Annotated in this window: 16 protein-coding genes; 8 read left to right on the top strand and 8 right to left on the bottom strand. The window is 68.4% G+C overall.

Features of this window, described 5'->3' with window-relative positions:
- Positions 1-376: 376 nt before the first annotated feature.
- Positions 377-1,726, bottom strand: coding sequence for a serine hydrolase domain-containing protein (locus OG474_RS14925; RefSeq protein ID WP_405062879.1), 1,350 nt, complete (start codon positions 1,724-1,726; stop codon positions 377-379).
- Between the two features lie 73 nt (positions 1,727-1,799).
- Between OG474_RS14925 and OG474_RS14920 the strand changes: the two genes are divergently transcribed.
- The gene (locus OG474_RS14920; RefSeq protein WP_405062878.1) at positions 1,800-5,045 is read left to right on the top strand and encodes an AfsR/SARP family transcriptional regulator; all 3,246 of its coding nucleotides are present in this window, start codon (positions 1,800-1,802) and stop codon (positions 5,043-5,045) included.
- Here OG474_RS14920 and OG474_RS14915 read toward each other — a convergent pair.
- From OG474_RS14915 to OG474_RS14900, 4 genes are all read right to left on the bottom strand, one after another.
- Positions 5,032-5,658, bottom strand: coding sequence for a TetR/AcrR family transcriptional regulator (locus OG474_RS14915; protein WP_405062877.1), 627 nt, complete (start codon positions 5,656-5,658; stop codon positions 5,032-5,034). The genes OG474_RS14920 and OG474_RS14915 overlap by 14 nt on opposite strands.
- 142 nt (positions 5,659-5,800) lie before the next feature.
- A complete protein-coding gene (locus OG474_RS14910) occupies positions 5,801-6,313 on the bottom strand; it encodes a DinB family protein (RefSeq protein WP_405062876.1) in 513 nt (170 codons plus the stop codon).
- Entirely contained in the window at positions 6,310-6,849 is a 540-nt protein-coding gene (locus OG474_RS14905) for a DinB family protein (protein ID WP_405062875.1), read from the bottom strand. Before OG474_RS14905 ends, OG474_RS14910 begins: the two co-directional genes overlap by 4 nt.
- A gap of 234 nt (positions 6,850-7,083) precedes the next feature.
- Positions 7,084-7,494, bottom strand: coding sequence for a DUF2000 domain-containing protein (locus tag OG474_RS14900; RefSeq protein ID WP_405062874.1), 411 nt, complete (start codon positions 7,492-7,494; stop codon positions 7,084-7,086).
- 78 nt (positions 7,495-7,572) lie between these two features.
- Between OG474_RS14900 and OG474_RS14895 the strand changes: the two genes are divergently transcribed.
- Positions 7,573-8,022: an Lrp/AsnC family transcriptional regulator gene (locus OG474_RS14895; RefSeq protein WP_405062873.1), complete on the top strand. Its 450-nt coding sequence runs from the start codon at positions 7,573-7,575 to the stop codon at positions 8,020-8,022.
- A gap of 4 nt (positions 8,023-8,026) precedes the next feature.
- On the opposite strand, the gene paaK is transcribed toward OG474_RS14895, so the two are convergent.
- The 3 genes from paaK to paaI are packed head-to-tail and all read right to left on the bottom strand — an operon-like array spanning position 8,027 to position 10,974.
- Complete coding sequence (gene paaK, locus OG474_RS14890) at positions 8,027-9,325, bottom strand: phenylacetate--CoA ligase PaaK (protein WP_405062872.1); 1,299 nt, start codon at positions 9,323-9,325, stop codon at positions 8,027-8,029.
- An 18-nt stretch (positions 9,326-9,343) separates the two neighbouring features.
- Positions 9,344-10,546, bottom strand: coding sequence for a 3-oxoadipyl-CoA thiolase (pcaF, locus tag OG474_RS14885; protein ID WP_405062871.1), 1,203 nt, complete (start codon positions 10,544-10,546; stop codon positions 9,344-9,346).
- Positions 10,543-10,974 (bottom strand): hydroxyphenylacetyl-CoA thioesterase PaaI, encoded by a 432-nt coding sequence (gene paaI, locus OG474_RS14880; protein ID WP_405062870.1) that lies wholly within the window; start codon positions 10,972-10,974, stop codon positions 10,543-10,545. Before paaI ends, pcaF begins: the two co-directional genes overlap by 4 nt.
- 75 nt (positions 10,975-11,049) lie before the next feature.
- Between paaI and paaN the strand changes: the two genes are divergently transcribed.
- The 6 genes from paaN (at position 11,050) to OG474_RS14850 (ending at position 18,091) form a co-directional block, all read left to right on the top strand.
- Positions 11,050-12,720, top strand: coding sequence for a phenylacetic acid degradation protein PaaN (gene paaN / locus OG474_RS14875; protein ID WP_405062869.1), 1,671 nt, complete (start codon positions 11,050-11,052; stop codon positions 12,718-12,720).
- Positions 12,713-14,113: a serine hydrolase domain-containing protein gene (locus OG474_RS14870; protein ID WP_405062868.1), complete on the top strand. Its 1,401-nt coding sequence runs from the start codon at positions 12,713-12,715 to the stop codon at positions 14,111-14,113. Before paaN ends, OG474_RS14870 begins: the two co-directional genes overlap by 8 nt.
- Entirely contained in the window at positions 14,110-14,628 is a 519-nt protein-coding gene (locus OG474_RS14865) for a flavin reductase family protein (protein ID WP_405062867.1), read from the top strand. The genes OG474_RS14870 and OG474_RS14865 overlap by 4 nt, the downstream gene beginning before the upstream one ends.
- Positions 14,629-14,638: 10 nt before the next feature.
- Positions 14,639-15,670 carry a zinc-dependent alcohol dehydrogenase family protein gene (locus OG474_RS14860; protein ID WP_405062866.1) on the top strand — a complete coding sequence of 344 codons (1,032 nt, stop codon included), beginning with the start codon at positions 14,639-14,641 and terminating at the stop codon, positions 15,668-15,670.
- Between the two features lie 206 nt (positions 15,671-15,876).
- Positions 15,877-17,148, top strand: coding sequence for an ABC transporter substrate-binding protein (locus tag OG474_RS14855; protein ID WP_405062865.1), 1,272 nt, complete (start codon positions 15,877-15,879; stop codon positions 17,146-17,148).
- A gap of 43 nt (positions 17,149-17,191) precedes the next feature.
- Complete coding sequence (locus OG474_RS14850) at positions 17,192-18,091, top strand: carbohydrate ABC transporter permease (protein ID WP_405062864.1); 900 nt, start codon at positions 17,192-17,194, stop codon at positions 18,089-18,091.
- The last annotated feature ends 20 nt before the right edge of the window (positions 18,092-18,111 follow it).

Below are 18,111 nucleotides of genomic sequence, written 5' to 3'. Positions count from 1 at the left end.
TGATGCGCAAAGAGCTGCGGCCGGGTTGGGGGGCGGGCGGCTGCTCTTTGGGTGTGGGGTTGATCTTTGTGCGCGAGCGCGATCTTTGGGAGGCCATCAGCCATTTTTGTGGGCTTGGAGTGGTTGGTGGATGCCCAAAGATGGGTGGGATGCGCAAAGAGCTGCGGCCGGGTTGGGGAGTGGGCGGGTGCTCTTTGGGTGTGGGGTTGATCTTTGTGCGCGAGCGCGATCTTTGGGAGGCCATCAGCCACTTTTGTGGGCTCGGAGTGGTTGGTGGAGGCCCAAAGATGGGTGGGATGTACAAAGAGCTGCGGCCGGGTTGGGGAGCGGGCGGCCCACCTTTGGGCGCATCGAGGGGGCGAGGGGGCGGGGGCTGTTAGTGGGGGATTTCGGCGAAGGCCAGGGGGTGGCGGGTGCAGAGGTAGGTTGCCCAGTGCAACTTCACCGGTACGCCGTTGGGGTCTCGGGTGATGGTCAGGAGTTCGCCGGCTTCGCGGCCGGAGGTGGTGCGGTAGGTGTCGTCGGCGATCTTTTCGAAGACGGCGGGGGCTTGCCAGTCGGCGGCGGCGGGGGACTTGGCCTGGAGGACGCCGGCTTTGACGGTGAACGTGAAGGGGGAGCCTTCGGTCCACCAGGTGCCCAGTACGCCGGTGAGTTCGGCGGGGACGGGGGTGCCGGGGAGCCAGGGGTCTACGGGGAGCGGGTCGTCTTCCAGGACCTTGGTGATCAGGTCGGTGGCGAGCAGGGCGGGTGCCGGGGCCGAGGTGGCGCTCTGCAGGCAGATGCCGGCGGTGCCGGACTCGCGGTGCACGAAGGTCGAGGTGATGTGGCCGGGCATGCCGCCGTCGTGGCCGACGAAGAGGTTGTCGCCGCGGCGGAAGAGCATGAAGCCGAGGCCGAAGGCGAGTTGCCAGCGGGCGGTGTCGGCCATGATCTGGACCTGGCACATCTCCTCGAGGGTGTCCTTGGACAGCACCTCGGAGACCGGGTTCGCGACGAACATGGCCCACTTGGCCAGGTCTTCCGCCGTGCTGGCGAGACCGCCGCAGGCCGCCATCGCCTTGATGTCGAGCAGCGGCTCCTGCACCGGTACGTCGGAGAACGGCGGCACGTAGTAGCCGGTCGCGGCCGGACCGCCGTCCATGCCGACCGTGGTCCGGCGCATCTCCAGCGGATCGAGGATCCGGGCCTTGACCGCGTCGTACCAGGACTTGCCGTCGAGCCGGGCGACGACCTCGCCGAGCAGTGAGAAGACCAGGTTCGAGTAGTGGAACCGGTGGTGCGGCTTGCCGACACGGTCGGCCTCGTTCCAGCCGGCGATCAGTTCGTCACGGTCCGGGAACTTCATCAGGTCCCAGACGTCGCCCACCGGCTCGCGCTGCATGCCGCTGGCGTGGCTGAGCATCTGCCGGATGGTCACTCCGCCGTGCTTGCTCTCCGGCACGTGCTTCTCGAGGGAGTCGTCCAGGCTGAGCTTGCCCTCGTCGCGTAGCGCCAGTACGGCGACCGCGGTCAGCGTCTTGCTCTGGGATGCGATCAGGAACTGCGAGTCCGCGGTCGGCGGTACTCCCGGGTTCGACAGATCGGCGGAGCCGGCGCCGTGCGACCAGGCCAGCGATCCGGCGCGGGCGACGGCGCCCACTACTCCGGGGACGCGGCCTTTGGCCTGGCGTTCGGCGACGAGTCGGGTGAGGGCGGTCTGCGTCTGCGCAGCGATTTCGGTCACGACAGTCGACAATAAGGGAGTGGGATGACAAAAGGCAGAGCCCTTGGGTACTGCGATGTGCAAGGCTGGTGGGGTGCGCATAGCGGTGCTCGGTCCTCTCGCGATGTGGGCGGCCGACGGGACTCCGCTCGACGTCCGCGGCGTCCGCCTGCGCGGACTGCTCGCCCGGCTCGCGCTGAGCGCCGGGAAGCCGGTCAGCGTCGAGACTCTGGTCGACGGTCTGTGGGGCACCGGAGCTCCTAGCGCCAACGCGCTGCAGTCGCTCGTCTCCCGGTTGCGCTCCAGCCTTCCGGCGACCGAGTCCAGCATTTCGATCCAGTCCGGCCCGGCCGGCTACACGCTGACGATCGGTCCGGACTGCGTCGACGCACAGCAGTTCGAAGACCTGGTACGGCGTGGCCGCGCGCTGCTCGGGTCCGATCCGGAGCAGGCCCACTCGCTGCTGTCCCAGGCCGAGAAGCTCTGGCGCGGTGAGGCCCTCGCGGACCTGCGGGACCTCCCATTCGCCGCCATCGAGGCGGATCGGTTGACCGAGCTCCGGCTGAGTACCGCGGAGGACCTGGCCGAGGCCGCGGTCGTCTGCGGACGAGCCCGCGACCTGATCACCGAGCTCGAGCGCCTCGCCGCCACCCATCCACTCCGCGAACGGCTCCACGAGCTCCTGATCCGCGCCCTGTACGCCGATGGTCGCCAAGCCGAGGCACTGACGGCGTACGAGCGCGTTCGTACGACGCTCGCCGAGGAGCTCGGCGCAGACCCGGGCGCACGGTTGCGTGATGTCCACGTGGCAGTTCTGCGCGGCGACACGGTAGACCCGGTCGTCGCCGCCACCCCAGCGCCGATGCCGGCCGGGCCGCGGAGCAATCTGCGCGCTCCACTCACCAGCTTCGTCGGACGCCGTGAGGACGTCGCCGAGCTGAGCCGCTTGCTCAGCAACGGCACTCGCCTGGTCACCATGGTCGGGCCGGGCGGCGCGGGCAAGACCCGGCTCGCGACCGAGACCGGCCGGACGCTGGTGGAGCAGAGCGGTGACGGCATCTGGCTTGTCGAGCTCGCGCCACTCGGTGACGCGACCGATGTGGCCCCCGCCGTACTGTCGACGCTTGGTGCGAGTGAGTACGTTGACCTGACGCCACCGTCGAGTCTCGTGCCCAAGCATGTGCGGGCGAGCCGGGCCGCGACCGAGCGACTGGTCGAGGTGATCGCCGACCGCCGGATCCTGCTGGTGCTCGACAACTGCGAGCATCTGGTCGAGGAGGTCGCCGGGCTGGTCGATTCGCTGCTCGCGGCCTGTCCGCGGTTGCGGGTGCTGACGACGAGTCGCGAGCCACTCAGCATTCCGGGCGAGCACCTGCATCCGGTCGGGCCGCTGGGCCTCCCGCCCGAGAACGCTTCAAGTGACGAGTACGCCGCCGTCCAGCTCTTCGTCGACCGGGCGCGCGCTGTTCGGCCGGACTTCGAGCTCACCGACACGAACCGCGCCGCCGTGGCCGAGATCTGCCGGCGGTTGGACGGGATGCCACTGGCGATCGAGCTCGCCGCGGCCCGGCTGCGGGCGATGACTCCGGAGCTGATCGTCGATCGACTGACGGACCGTTTCCGCCTACTGACCAGCGGTTCCCGGACCGCACTGCCCAGACACCAGACACTGCGCGCCGTCGTCGAATGGAGCTGGGATCTCCTCGACAGCGACGAGCAGGCGGTCGCCCGGCGGCTCTCGCTGTTCTCCGGTGGTGCCACGCTGGAGGCGGCCGAACGGGTCTGCAGTGACGACGATCTGCCGGTCGAAGCGGTGCTCGGCGTACTGGCTTCGCTTGTCGACAAATCGCTCGTCGAGGCGGTCTCCGGCGAGCGCGCCGTGCGCTACCGGATGCTCGAGACAGTGCGCGCGTACGGCGCTGAGCAGCTCGCGGCCGCTGGTGAGCGCGATCGGTTCCGGCGGGCGCACACCGACTACTTCCGCCGGTTGCTGCGTCAGGCCTGGCCGAACCTCCGGACCGAAGCGCAGGTCGCGTGGATCGCCCGGCTGAAGGCCGACCACGACAACCTGACAGACGCGCTCCGCAGTTCGATCGAGGTGGGCTCGGCGCGGAACGCGGTGCAGATGGTCTCCGCGCTGGCCGAGTTCTGGAACATGAGCGGCCGCCCGGCCGAGGCCGTCGGCTGGATGCGCGCAGCGCTCGCCGTACCGGGCCCGAGCGTGCCGGTCGAGCGCGCGGTAACCCTGATGATGCTTGCCTTCGGCACCATGTCCACCGAGGACGATCAGCTGGAGTCGATTCCGAAGGCGATGCGGGCGCTGGCCGAGGTCCGGATGCTGGCCCGGCAGCACGAGCTCGTTCGCGACTCGGCCGTCGGACGGTTCACGAACGCGATGTGGGCGGCGCTGCGGCGGGACACGGCGACGGCGTTCACCGAGCTCGAGTCGGCTCGCGAACATCAGGATCCGTGGACCCGGCACATGGCCGCGCTGCTGCTCGCGATGTTCCGCGACAACGAGGGCGAGCCGGTCCAGATGGACGCCGATCTGGGCGTCGCGCTCGAGGGTTTCCGCGAGATCGGCGACCGCTGGGGGACGTCGATGGCCCTGCGTGGGCTGGCCAGTCTGCAGGCCGCGCGCGGTGATCACGAGGCCGCGCTGGCGTCTCTCGAGGAGTCGATGCGGCTGTTCGAGGAGCTCGGCAGCACCGAGGGGATCGGGCAGCTGCTCGGGTCCGCCGCGATCAGCAAGCTCGAGCTCGGCGATCTCGACGGAGCTCACGCGCTTCAGCAGCAGGCGCTGCGGATCGCCGAGGAGAACGGCTCCCGTGAGGGTGAGGCGATGTCGCTGTTCGGGTTCTCGCGGATCGAGCTGCGGGCCGGAAGGCTCGACGAGGCCAGGGAGCTGATCGTGCGGGCCCGCGGGTTGCTCACCGAGCACTTCGACCGGATGGCCCCGCACGGTACGGCGATGCTGCTGGCGCAGCTGGGCCGGATCGATCTGCGGATGGGGGATCAGGAGTCGGCCCGCCGGTCGAACCAGCAGGCGGTCAAGATCGCGTTGACCAGCGCGGACATGCCGATCACCGCGACGATCGTCGAGACCGCCGCCGAGATCGACCTCGCGTCCGGAGACGCGGAGCTCGGTGCGCGCACCCTCGGTTTGGCGGCGGCGCTGCGCGGGATGCGGACGGTGCCGGACGCCGACGTCCGCGCCGTCACCGAGCAGCTCGTCGAGCTGCTGGGTGACGACGCGTTCGAGACGGCCTACGGCGCCGGCGCGGCGGTGACGCGCGACGACGCCCTCGACGAACTGCGCAAGCGCTTCAGCTCGTCATGAGCTGAAGCGCCAGTTCCCGCAGGGAGTTCTGCACCTTCTGCTCGGGCGGCCGTGGGTCGGCGAGCATCCAGTCGTAGACGACCGCGTTGACGGCGCCGAAGAAGCTGAGGCCGACGAACCGGAAGTCCCGGCGCTCGATCTCGCCCTTGGCCGCGGCGTTGTCGCCGAGGTCGCGCACACTCGTGATCAGCAGGTCCCGGAACGCGATCCGTTGCTCCTCGACAGCCGGGCTGGTGCCGACCACCTCGACGAACGAGATCCGGGCCCGGCGAAGATCCGCCATGATCGTTTTCAGGTAACTGTCGACCGCCGCGGTGATGCGTTCCCGGACCGGCCGGCCGTCGGTCCGCCGGATCGCGTCCCCGGTGTTCCGCACGGTCAGCTCGATCACCTGCGCGTGCACCGCGAGCAGCACGGCTTCCTTGTTCTGAAACTCGTGGTAGAAGTGCCGGGTCGACACTTTCGCCTGTGTGCACAGGCGTTCCACCGATGTCGCCGGGTACCCTTCGGTCCCGAACAACTCCAATGCCGCGGCCAGCAATCGCTCCCGGCGCGCAGCCTTCCACTCCTCGACCGATCGCCCGGAATAACGGCGTACGGAGGGTTCCCTCATCACACCTCTAGTCACTACCCCGTGCCAGATCCCGGACATCCTATCCACCCTTTGACCACGACCGGAACCGGTCCCGGTCGTCGTGACGGACTCCCGCCACGACGACCGGTCGACCGGTTCCGGCTCTGTGCTCTTTTCGGGGCTAGCTCATCGACTCGTAGCCGACCCCGCCGTCGAGCAGTTCGCGGACGATGTCGAGGTGGCCGAGATGCCGCGCGGTCTCCTCGATCAGGTGGCACACCACGTAGCGCACCGAGGCCGGCCCGCTCTCGCGGACGGTCACCCGCTCGACGTCGCCGAGGTTCATCGCCGCCACGACCTCATTCGATCGCGCGCACTCGGCGTCGTACTCGTCGAGCAACTGCGCCAGCGGTACGTCGTCCACGAACATCTCGGCATCGGGATGACCGTCCGGGGTCCACGGCGTCTGGCCGGTGTCGGGAACGCCGCCGAGGTTCTGCTGGAACCACGAATACTCCACCCAGCGCAGGTGCGCGACCAGGCCGGCCACGGTGGTGAGCGGCGAGGTGGGCAGCAGTTGCTTGTGCGCGTCGGCATCGCTCAGGCCCTCGCACTTCACGCGGACGAGGGATCGTAGGTGGTCGAGCCAGCCGACGAGCTGGGCGCGCTCGTCACCGGTCAGGGGTGGTCTCATGCAGTCTCCTCGGAAAGTTTGGTGTAGCCGGTCCGGCCGTCGATCAGTTCGCGAATGATGTCGAGGTGCCCGACGTGGCGGGCGGTCTCCTCGATCAGGTGGCAGAGCACGTAGCGCAACGAAGCGGGGTCGCCATGTGCGGCATCGGTGCCCTGCTCGAGTGCGTCGAGCGAGAGGCCGGCGATCGCCGCGTTGGAGCGCGCGCACTCGGCGTCGTACTCGTCGAGCAGCTGAGCGATCGGTACGTCGTCGACGAGCATCTCGGCATCGGGGTGGCCGCCCTCGGTCCACGGGGTCTGGCCGGTGTCGGGGACACCGAGCAGACTGAGCTGGAACCAGCCGTACTCGTTCCAGCGCAGGTGGGCGACGAGCCCGGCCGGGGTCATCAGCGGCGACGTCGGTACGACGTTGCGGTGGGCATCTTCTTCGGACAGTCCGGTGCACTTCATCCGGACGAAGGAACGCTGGTGATCCAGCCATCCGATCAGCTGTTCACGCTCAGGTGCGGTCAGCGGCGGACGTGATACTTCGGTCATGCGAAAGCTCCTGTTACTCGGAGCCACCCGCACTCAGCCGCAGGTACGGCGGACGGGCAGCACGATAGGTCGATACAACACCGTGCTCACCTCCTTCCGCGTAGATCAGCACCGTACAACGCGGCCTTGAGCACGCACCAACCATTTCCGCCGACGAAATGTGACGGGTGGGTGCACAAAGATGGCTTGCCGAGGCCGCGAGGCACGTTCGCCCGAGCCACAGGACGCCCTGCTCTAGCGGTAGAGCGCGAGCGCTCCGGTCAGCGAGTCGACGGCCTGCCGTGGGCCGTGGATCGCCAGCCCGAGGTACTCGACGTCCTCGGGCTTCGTGCCGCTCAAGGTGTCGCTGAACTGCTGATAGGTCCTGGCCTGCTGCGCGATGTGGTTCATGTCGTGCACGACCACGTCGTCGCGGGCCGCGGCCTGCGCGCGCAGCTCGTGCAGCCGCTCCGGCGTCGCCTTCAGGACGGGGATCGGGTACGCCGACATGCCGGTGTGCGGATGCCCGCCGGCGTCCACGGTGTCGGCGCCGACCGTCTCTTCGTGCCGGTGGCCGAGAGCGACGCCCAGCAGTGCGGCGGTGTTGAGGGCAACCCCAATCGGGGAATCGGCCGCGATCACGACCACGATCTTGTTCGTCAGCACGCCGAAAACTTATCTCGACGTACGAGGGTTTGCTCCGGCTACCGAACATCGTTCGGCGAATCTGCGAAAATCGTCGCCATGGACGAACTTGATACGGCGTTGCTGCGGATCCTGCAGAGCGATGCCCGCCGCACGAATCGCGAGATGGCCGCGGAGCTCGGCATCGCCCCGTCCACCTGCCTGGAGCGGATCCGCTCGCTGCGCGAGCGCGGGGTGATCAGCGGCTACCACGCCGCGGTCGACCTGAAGGCGATCGACCGTTCCATGCAGGCGATCATCTCGATCAAGCTGCGGCCGCAGGCGATGGCCGCCGCCACGACCTTCCAGGCCTACGTGATGCGGCTCCCGCAGACCCTCGACATGTTCATGGTCTCCGGTGCCTCGGACTTCCTCGCCCACGTCGCCGTGAAGGATGCCCAGGCACTCCGCGACCTGGTGCTCGACCTGGCCAAACGGCAGGAGATCGCGGACATCCGCAGTTCGGTGGTGTTCGAGCACCACCACCGAACGACCGTCCTGCCGCTCTGAAGCCTCAGCGGCGGTTGTCCTTGATGCGTTTGGCTTTGCCCAGCGAGCGTTCGAGGGCGTGCGGGTCGAGGACCTCGACCTTGGCGGTGACGCCGACCCGGTCCTTGATGCGGTGGGACAGTTTGGCGGCGGCGGTCGCGCGGTCGGCGAGATCCGGAGCGGCTTCGACCTGGACGGTGAGTTCGTCCATCCGGCCGGGGCGGGTCAGGACGCAGAGGTAGTGCGGGGTGAGACCTTCGACCAGGAGGATCTGCTCCTCGATCTGGGTGGGGAAGACGTTCACGCCGCGGACGATCATCATGTCGTCGGTCCGGCCGGTGATCTTCTCCATCCGGCGCAGGCCGGGCCGCGCCGTACCGGGCAGGAGTTTGGTCAGGTCGCGGGTGCGGTAGCGCAGGACCGGGAAGGCCTGCTTGGTGAGAGTGGTGAAGACGAGCTCACCCTCGGAACCGTCCGGCAGCACCTCACCGGTGACCGGGTCGATGATCTCCGGGTAGAAGTGGTCCTCCCAGATGTGCAGACCGTCCTTGGACTCGACGCACTCCTGCGCGACGCCCGGGCCCATCACCTCGGAGAGCCCGTAGATGTCCACCGCGTGCATACCGGTCCGCTGCTCGACCTCGGCGCGCATCTGCTCGGTCCACGGCTCGGCGCCGAAGATGCCGATCCGCAGCTGGGTGTCGCGTGGGTCCATGCCGCGTCGTTCCATCTCGTCGATGATCGCGAGGAAGTACGACGGGGTGACCATGATGATCCGGGCACCGAAGTCGCGGATCAGGTCGACCTGGCGCTCGGTCATCCCACCTGAGATCGGTACGACGGTGCACCCGAGCCGCTCGGCTCCGTAGTGCGCGCCGAGCCCGCCGGTGAACAGCCCGTAGCCGTAGGCGACGTGGCAGACGTCGCCCGCCCGGCCGCCGGCCGCCCGGATCGAGCGAGCCATCAGATCGGCCCAGGTGTCGATGTCCTGCTTGGTGTAGCCGACCACCGTCGGGCGGCCGGTCGTGCCCGACGAAGCGTGCACCCGGGACACCTCGGACTGCGGTACGGCGAACATCCCGAACGGGTAGTTGTCCCGCAGGTCCTTCTTGCCGGTGAACGGCAACCGGCTCAGATCGGACAGCTCCTGGAGATCGCCGGGTTTGAACCCGACCTCGTCCAGCGCCTTCCGATAGTGCGGGACATTCTCGTACGTCGCCCTGACCGTTGCCTGCAGCAACGACAGCTGACGGGACCGGAGTTCGTCGACGGACAGCCGCTCACCGGCGTCCAGCAACTCCTCGGGGCACGCATCACCAAGCATGTGGTGCTCCTACAGTTCTCAGGGGCGAGCGAGCAGGGTCGCGATGCCCTGTCCGACGCCGATACACATGGTGGCCAGCGCATACCCGGCGTCGCGGTGGCGAAGCTCCAGGGCGGCGGTGAGGGCGAGACGGGCGCCGGACATCCCCAGGGGGTGACCCAGGGCGATGGCGCCGCCGTTCGGATTGACGTGCTCGGCATCGTCGGGGAGACCGAGCTCGCGCAGAACTGCCAACGACTGTGCGGCGAAGGCTTCGTTCAGCTCGATCGCACCGATGTCCTCGAGCGGGACACCGGTGCGGCCGAGAAGTTTGCGGGTCGCGGGCGCGGGCCCGATCCCCATGATCCGGGGCGGTACGCCGGCGGTCGCGGTGCCGACGATCCTGGCCAGCGGGGTGACGCCCAGCCGCTCGACCATCGCGCCGCTCATCACGAGCAGGGCGGCCGCGCCGTCGTTCACGCCCGAAGCGTTGCCGGCGGTCACCGTACCGTCGTCACGGAACGGCGTTCGAAGACCGGCCAGCGCTTCGAGCGTGGTCTCGCGCGGGTGCTCGTCGGTGTCGACGACCGTCACCGCGCCACGCTTGCCCGGGACCTCGACCGACACGATCTCCTCGGCCAGCCGGCCGTTCGCCTGGGCCTTGGCCGCGCGCTGCTGACTGCGCAGCGCGAACAGGTCCTGGTCCTCGCGGGAGATCTTGTAGTCGGCGGCGACGTTCTCCGCGGTCTCCGGCATCGAGTCGATCCCGTACTGCTTCTGCAGCACCGGGTTCACGAATCGCCAGCCGATCGTGGTGTCGAAGACCTCGGCCTGCCGGGAGAACGCGGTCGTTGCCTTGGGCATCACGAACGGCGCCCGGGACATCGACTCGACCCCACCGGCGATCAGTACGTCGTTGTCACCCGCGAGGATCGAACGAGCGGCGTACGCGAGGGCGTCGAGGCCGGACCCGCAGAGCCGGTTGATCGTCGTACCGGGGACCTCGACCGGGAGTCCGGCGAGCAGGACCGCCATCCGGGCGACGTCACGGTTGTCCTCGCCGGCCTGGTTGGCGCAGCCGAGGACCACGTCGTCGATCAGCGTGGGGTCGAACGAGTGCCGCGCGAGCAGGGACGAGATCGCGTGCGCGGCCAGGTCGTCCGGGCGGACGGTCGCGAGCGCACCGCCGTACCGGCCGATCGGGGTGCGCACACCGTCGACCAGAAACGCCTCACGCGTCATGCGTTCTCCTCCTCAGGAATGATCGTGCCGGAAAGCTGGCGGCTACGGCCACGGAACTCGGCGATCACGTCGTCGCCGCGGCGGACCGTCACGTCGTAGATCGCGTTCCGGCCGAAGGTCGTGCGCTCGGCCGCCTCGGCGACCAGCAGGTCGCCCCGGCGGGCGGGGGCGACGAAGACGATGTCGCAGGCCTGCGCGACGGTGACCTGGTTCCGGGAGTTGCAGGCGAAGGCGAAGGCCGAGTCGGCGAGCGTGAAGACGAAGCCGCCGTGCGCCATCCCGTGCCCGTTCGCCATGTCCTCGCGAACCGTCATCTCGACGGACGCCGTGCCTTCGCCGACCGACACCAGGCGCATGCCGAGCCCGGCGGAGGCAGAATCCTCCGCCCACATCGCCGCGGCCACGCGGTGTGCCAAGTCGTCAGCCATGCCTGATTGCCCCTTGGTGAAGAGGTGATGTGACACCCTAGCCCCAATTACGACAATGACTGTAACATCAGCGTCATGACCTCGGATCTGCTCGCAGCTCACCGTGACCGTCTCGACGCCGCTCTGACCGCGATCCGCAGTCGCGGCTACCACTCCGCCTTCCCGGAGTCCCCCAGCCCGCGCGTGTACGGCGAGACGGCGGCAGCCGACGGCCAGTCCGCCTTCGAGGCCCACCTCGGTACGACGTACGCCGTCGAGACCCCGGGGTCCCGGGGCACGGTGATCACCGAGGAGTCGCCGTTCGGGATCAAACTGGACGTCGCGTACCCGCGGACGGTCGAGGCCGGACTGGATGAGCTGCTCGAAGCGTCGCGCAAGGGGCTGACCGCGTGGCGTAACGCCGGGATCGACGGCCGCACCGGCGTCGTACTGGAGATCCTCGACCGGCTGCACAAGCGCGTGTTCGAGCTGGCCAACGCCGTTCAGCACACCAGCGGCCAGGCGTTCGTGATGGCGTTCCAGGCCGGCGGCGCGCATGCGCTGGACCGCGCGCTGGAGGCGGTCGCCTACGCGCACGAGGAGATGAGCCGCTACCCGGCCGAGGCGCTCTGGGAGAAGCCGGCCAAGGGCGACCCGATCCGGATGCAGAAGACCTTCACCGTCACCGGCCGCGGCGTCGCGCTGGTGATCGGCTGCAACACCTTCCCGACCTGGAACTCCTGGCCCGGCCTGTTCGCCTCGCTGGTCACCGGCAACGCGGTCGTCGTGAAGCCGCACCCAGGCGCAGTGCTGCCGCTGGCGATCACCGTAGAGGTCTGCCGCGAGGTGCTCGCCGAGGCCGGCCTCGACCCGAACCTGGTCACCCTGGCCGTCGAGAAGGCCGGCGACGGCCTGGCCAAGCCGCTGGCCACCCGGCCCGAGGTGAAGCTGATCGACTTCACCGGCGGCACCGAGTTCGGCGACTGGCTCGAGCAGAACGCGACCCAGGCGAGCGTCTTCACCGAGAAGGCCGGCGTGAACGCGGTCATCATCGACTCCACCGACGCCTTCAAGGCGCTGACCGGGAACCTCGCCTTCACGCTCGCGCTGTACTCGGGCCAGATGTGCACCACCACCCAGAACCTCTTCATCCCGGCCGGCGGCATCGAGACCGACGAGGGACACAAGTCGTTCGAGGAGGTCGGCGCCGGGATCGCCGGCGCGATGAGCAAGCTGCTCGGCGACGACGCCCGCGCGGTCGAGATCCTCGGCGGCATCGTGAACCACGCCGTGATCAGCCGCCTGGAACTGGCCGACGAGTACGGCGACGTCGTACTGGAGTCGCGCGAGATCAAGCACCCGGCCTTCCCGGACGCCGTCGTCCGGACGCCGCTGCTGGTCGCGCTCGACGCCAAGGCCAGTGACGTGTACGGCCGCGAGTGCTTCGGCCCGGTCTCGTTCCTGATCAAGACCGCGGACACCGCGGAGTCGATCGCGCTCTTCCAGCAGACCGTCACCGAGGGTGGCGCGATGACGGCCGGGATCTACTCGACCGACACCGGGGTGATCGACCAGGCCCGTGAGGCCGCGCTCGACGCCGGGGTCGCGTTGTCGGAGAACCTGACCGGACCCGTTTTCGTGAACCAGTCGGCTGCGTTCAGTGACTTTCACGGCACCGGAGCCAACCCGGCGGCGAATTCGACCTATACCGACGGCGCATACGTTGCGAGTCGCTTCCGCGTCATTCAATCTAGGCGACATGTCTGACGTTCTCGATACCGCCACCCTCCGCGAAGTTCTCGCCTACTACGACCGCTGGCTGGCGTTCAATCAGCGCTACCAGCGGGTGCCGGGGGTGCAGGCGGCCCTGTACTTCGACAGCGGAGCTGCCGATGACGGGGTCGCGTTCTCCGCGGCGTACGGGCTGGCCGACGTCGAGAACGCCGTACCGCTGACCGAGCAGCACCTGTTCCGGATCGCCTCGCACTCGAAGACCTTCACCGCGACGGCGATCTTCCAGCTGGTCGAGCAGGGCCGCGTGCGGCTCGACGACACCGCGGCCCAGCACGTCACCGAGCTGGTCGGTATGCCGCTCGGTGAGCGCACGGTCCGGGAGTTGCTCGCGCACGCCGGTGGGCTGACCCGGGACAGTGCTGACGCCGTCTGGTGGGAGTTGGAGACGCTCTTCCCGGACCGCGCCCAGCTGCTCGCGGTGCTGCAGGACTCCGGCTCAGCGGTGCTGCCGGAGAACGATCGCTTCAAGTACTCGAACATCGGCTACGGCCTGCTCGGGCTCATCATCGAGGCGGCGTCCGGTACGTCGTACAACGCGTTCGTGCAGACCGGGATCGTCGACAAGCTCGGGCTGACCGGACTGGGGCCTGAGCTGGATCCGGCTCGGCTCGGTGAGTACGCGGGTGGGTACAGCGCCCTCTCGTACGCCGACGTGCGGGTGCCGATCGACCACGTCGACACGCGCGCGCTGGCCGCCGCGACGGGCTTCTTCGGGAACGCCCGTGATCTGGTGACCTACTTCTCCGCGCATCTGCCCGGTGACGAGCGGCTGCTGTCGGACCGCTCGAAGCGTGAGATGCAGCATCCGCTTTGGAAGACGGGTGACACGGACGGGCCGCGGTACGGGCTCGGTCTGCAGGTCGCGAAGATCGGCGACCGGGACTACTTCGGCCATGCCGGTGGGTATCCGGGCCACATCACCAAGACCTTCGCCGACGGTTCGCGCCGCCTGGTGCTGTCGGTGCTGACCAACGCCATCGACGGCCCGGCCACCGCGCTGGCCGAGGCGGGTCTCAAGCTGATCGACCTCGCCGTTTCGCAGCAGCGTGCCGAGGCGACCGGCCTCGACCGCTTCACCGGCCGCTACGCATCGCTGTGGGGCGTGACCGACTTCGCCGTCCTCGGCGGTCGGCTGTATGCGATCGACCCAACCGACGCAGACCCGTCGGCCGAGCCGCGAGTGCTCGAGGTCGACGGCGATTCCCTCCGGGTCGCGAGCGGCTCCGGCTACGGCTCGTACGGCGAGACGTACGACTTCGCCTTCGGTCCTGACGGCTCCGTCGAGTCGATCGGCGGATCCGGCGGCCTGTCGATGCACCCCATCGAGAAGTTCGAGCTGCCGGAGCGGGTTACCGTCAAGGAGTGACCATCCACGGTGACCACCCGTTCCTGCCGCCCGAGTCCGAGCGCAGTCCGGTACGCCGGCTGCGCGGGCGGCTGCCGTCGCCGGTCGGCCTCTGGACGACGTCGTACGGCGGTGAGCGGGCCGGCCTGACGGTTTCGTCGATGCTGGTCGCCGACGGTGAACCGGGGTTCGTGATCGGTCTGATCGATCCGGACTCGGACCTCTGGGAAACGTTGCGCAAGGCAAAGACCGCGGTGGTCGCGTTGCTCGGCAAGCCGCATCAGCAACTGGCCGACGCCTTCGGCTACGTGGCGCCGGCTCCCGGCGGTCCGTTCCGGATGCTCGACTGGACCGACACCGACTGGGGGCCCGCGCCGGTCGGCGTCAGCACCTGGGCCGGCTGCACGCTCGTCACGCCGGACCCGCCTGAGGTCGGGTGGGCGTTGCAGGTGCAGCTCGAGATCGTCCATGTGGAACTGGATGCGGACGACGTACCGGCGTTGGTTCATCGCCGCGGGCGGTACAGCGCCCTCTAAGGTGGGTTTCATGCGAGCCACCACGATTCACGCGCCGTTCGACATCCAGCTGAGCGATGTTCCGGATCCGACGATCGAGGGGCCGACCGACGCCGTCGTCCGGGTCGTCGCGTCGTGCATCTGCGGGTCGGACCTGTGGCCCTATCGGGGCGAGAACAAGATCAAGCCGGGCAGCAGGATCGGCCACGAGTTCGTCGGGGTGGTCGAGGAGATCGGCGCCGACGTCCGGACGGTCAAGCCGGGCGACTTCGTGATCGCGCCGTTCGTGGTCAGCGACGGCACCTGCCCGCACTGCCGGGCCGGCTTCCAGACCGCCTGCGACAACCTGGTCGGCTTCGGCAGCAGTCGCGCCGACGGCGGTCAGGGTGAGTACGTGAAGCTCCCGTACGCCGATGGCACGCTCGTCGCGACGCCGGAGGTGCCGGACGAGTCGTTGATCCCGTCGCTGTTGACGCTGTCCGACGTGATGGGCACGGGCTGGCACGCCGCCCGGTCCGCCCGGGTGAAGGCCGGCGACACGGTCGTCGTAGTCGGTGACGGTGCGGTCGGGCTGTCCGGCGTGCTGGCTGCGGCGCGGATGGGGGCTGAGCGCGTGATCGCGCTGTCGCGGCATGAGTCGCGGCAGCAGTTGGCGGTCGAGTTCGGCGCCACGGACATTGTTTCCGAGCGTGGCGACGAGGCGCGCGATGCGGTGATGGAGTTGACCGGTGGGGTCGGCGCGGACGCCGTACTGGAGTGTGTCGGGACCGGGCAGTCGATGGAGACGGCGTTCGATGTCGCGCGCCCTGGCGCCACGGTCGGGTTCGTCGGCGTACCGCATGGGGTCGAGGTGCCGATCGGCAAGATGTTCCGGCGGAACGTCGGGCTGGCCGGCGGGATGGCGCCGGTCCGGGCCTACCTGCCGGAGCTGATGGCCGCCGTACTGGCCGGGGAGATCAACCCCGGGAAGGTCTTCGACTCCGAGCTGCCGCTGGCCGAGGTCGCGGACGGCTACAAGGCCATGCACGAGCGCCGGGCGATCAAGGTTCTGTTGCGTCCATAACGCTGAGTGGTCAGTCAGTAACGCACATAAACGCTCACAACCGATCGTATGTGCGCGCTCTCACCGGACTTGTGCGGTGCGATGACGGTTGCGCAACGCGCTCGCACACAGCGTTGACAGCAGGGGTCGCCGTGCCCAGAGTGGGGCGGTGTCAAGGGGGCATCGTTGTCAACGGCGCCACAAACTGCTTGATCGGAGAGTGGAAAATGCGTGGTGGTCTGAGCAAGACCTTCGCGGTGCTGAGCGCAGCGGGTCTTCTCGCGGTGAGCGCCTGCGGTAACAGCGGCGACGACAGCGGGGACACCGCCTCCAAGAACGTCACCGTCTTCACCTGGTGGGCCGACGGTGGCGAGAAGGCCGGTCTGGACGGCCTGGTGTCGGTGTTCGACACGAACTGCAAGGACTACAAGTTCGTGAACTCCGCGGTCGCCGGCGGCGCCGGGTCGAACGCCAAGCAGGTGCTGGCCAACGACCTGCAGTCCGGCAAGCCGCCGTCCACGTTCCAGGCGCACGCGGGTGCGGAGCTGAAGGACTACATCACCGCCGGTCAGGTGGACGACGTGAGCGGGCTGTACAAGGACTTCGGTCTGGACACGGCCTTCCCGAAGAACCTGATCGACCAGATCACCGTCGAGGGCAAGATCTACTCGATCCCGGCCAACGTGCACCGCGCCAACGTGGTGTGGACGAACCCGAAGACCCTGCAGAAGGCGGGCATCGACGCCGCCAAGGCGCCGGCGACCGTCGACGCGTGGATCGCCGACCTCACCAAGCTGCAGGCCGCCGGAGTCAAGGCGCCGCTGGCCATCTCCAAGGGCTTCGCCCAGGAGATGCTGGTCGAGGCCGTGCTGCTCGGCGAGCTGGGCACGGACGCGTTCAACGGTCTGTGGGACGGCAAGACCGACTGGGCCGGTGCGAACGTGACCGCCGCGCTGAACAAGTACAAGACGCTCCTGACCTTCACCAACGTCGACCGCGAGAACATCGACTGGCCGGACGCGCTGCAGTACGTGAACAAGGGCCAGGCCGGCTACACGCTGATGGGTGACTGGGTCGCCGCGCAGCAGCTGTCCGACGGTGTCAAGGAGACCGACTACACCTACTGGCCGTCCCCGGGCACCGCGGGCACCTTCCAGTTCCTGGCCGACTCCTTCACCCTGCCGACCAACGGGCAGAACCCCGAAGGCACCAAGTGCTGGCTGAAGACCGTCGGCTCGGCCGAGGGCCAGAAAGCGTTCAACACCAAGAAGGGCTCGATCCCGGCCCGCTCGGACGCGGTTCCGACGGACTACCCGAAGTACCAGCAGGCCGCGATGGCCGACTGGAAGAAGGACAAGATCGCGCCTTCCTGCGCTCATGGTTCGGCCTGCTCCGCGGGGCAGAACAACGACATCCTGTCCGCGCTGAGCCAGTTCAGCGGTGCGCAGGACGTCGCCAAGCTGCAGACCGCCCTCGGTACCGCGCTGAAGACGAGCTGATGCGGGTCGGGTCAAGGATCTGCTTCGAGGCGGTGAGCTGAGCATGCACGGAAGAATCCGGACCTGGGGCCCTGGCGCCCTGGTGCTGTTGCCGACCGTGCTGCTGCTCGGGTACTTCGTCTACGGACTGATCGCGTGGTCGTTCAACACGTCGCTGACCGATCGGCACACGGCCCGCAAGGGCCCGGCCGACTACGTGGGCTTCGAGAACTACGCGCATCTGTTCGGTGAGGAGCGATTCCTCAACTCGCTGAAGAACCTCGGTGTGCTCACGGTGGCGTTCATCGTGGGCACGCTGATCTTCGGCCTGCTCTGGGCACTGCTGCTGGAGAAGGGCGTACCGGGCGAGAGCATCTTCCGGTCGGTCTTCCTGTTCCCGATGGCGGTCTCGATGATCGCCTCGGGTGTCGTGTGGAGCTGGTTGCTGAACCCCTCCCAGGGTGAGGACGCGCGCGGCCTGAACCGGCTGTTCTCGATCCTGCACCTGAACTTCCTGGAGAACTCGTGGTGGACCGCCGGCGGCCGGTGGACCACGATGATGGCGATCGCGCTCCCCGCGGTCTGGCAGCTCTCGGGCTACATCATGGCTCTGTTCCTGGCCGGCTTCCGGGGGATCCCGGGCGAGCTGCGCGAGGCGGCCAGGGTGGACGGCGCCTCCGAGTTCAAGCTCTACCGGCACGTGCTGTTCCCTCAGCTGTCCCCGATCGCGCTCTCGGCGCTGATCATCCTCGGGCACATGTCGCTGAAGCTGTTCGACCTGATCTACGCGATCACCGGGCCGAACCAGTTCCGTACCGAGGTTCCGTCGGTCTATATGTGGAACACGTTGTTACGCAGTGACCAGGCCAAAGCCGCGGCGATCGCGATCGTTCTCCTGGCTGTCGTCGCTGTCCTGGTCATTCCGTACGTCGCGTACACCGTTCGGCAGGAGGCAGAAGAGTGAGCGCCCCAACTGCTGTTACC

It is taken from the genome of Kribbella sp. NBC_01505, assembly GCF_045040285.1.
Lineage (GTDB): Bacteria > Actinomycetota > Actinomycetes > Propionibacteriales > Kribbellaceae > Kribbella.
Note: the sequence above shows the minus strand (reverse complement) of the source record. Positions and strands in the feature narration are given on the sequence as shown.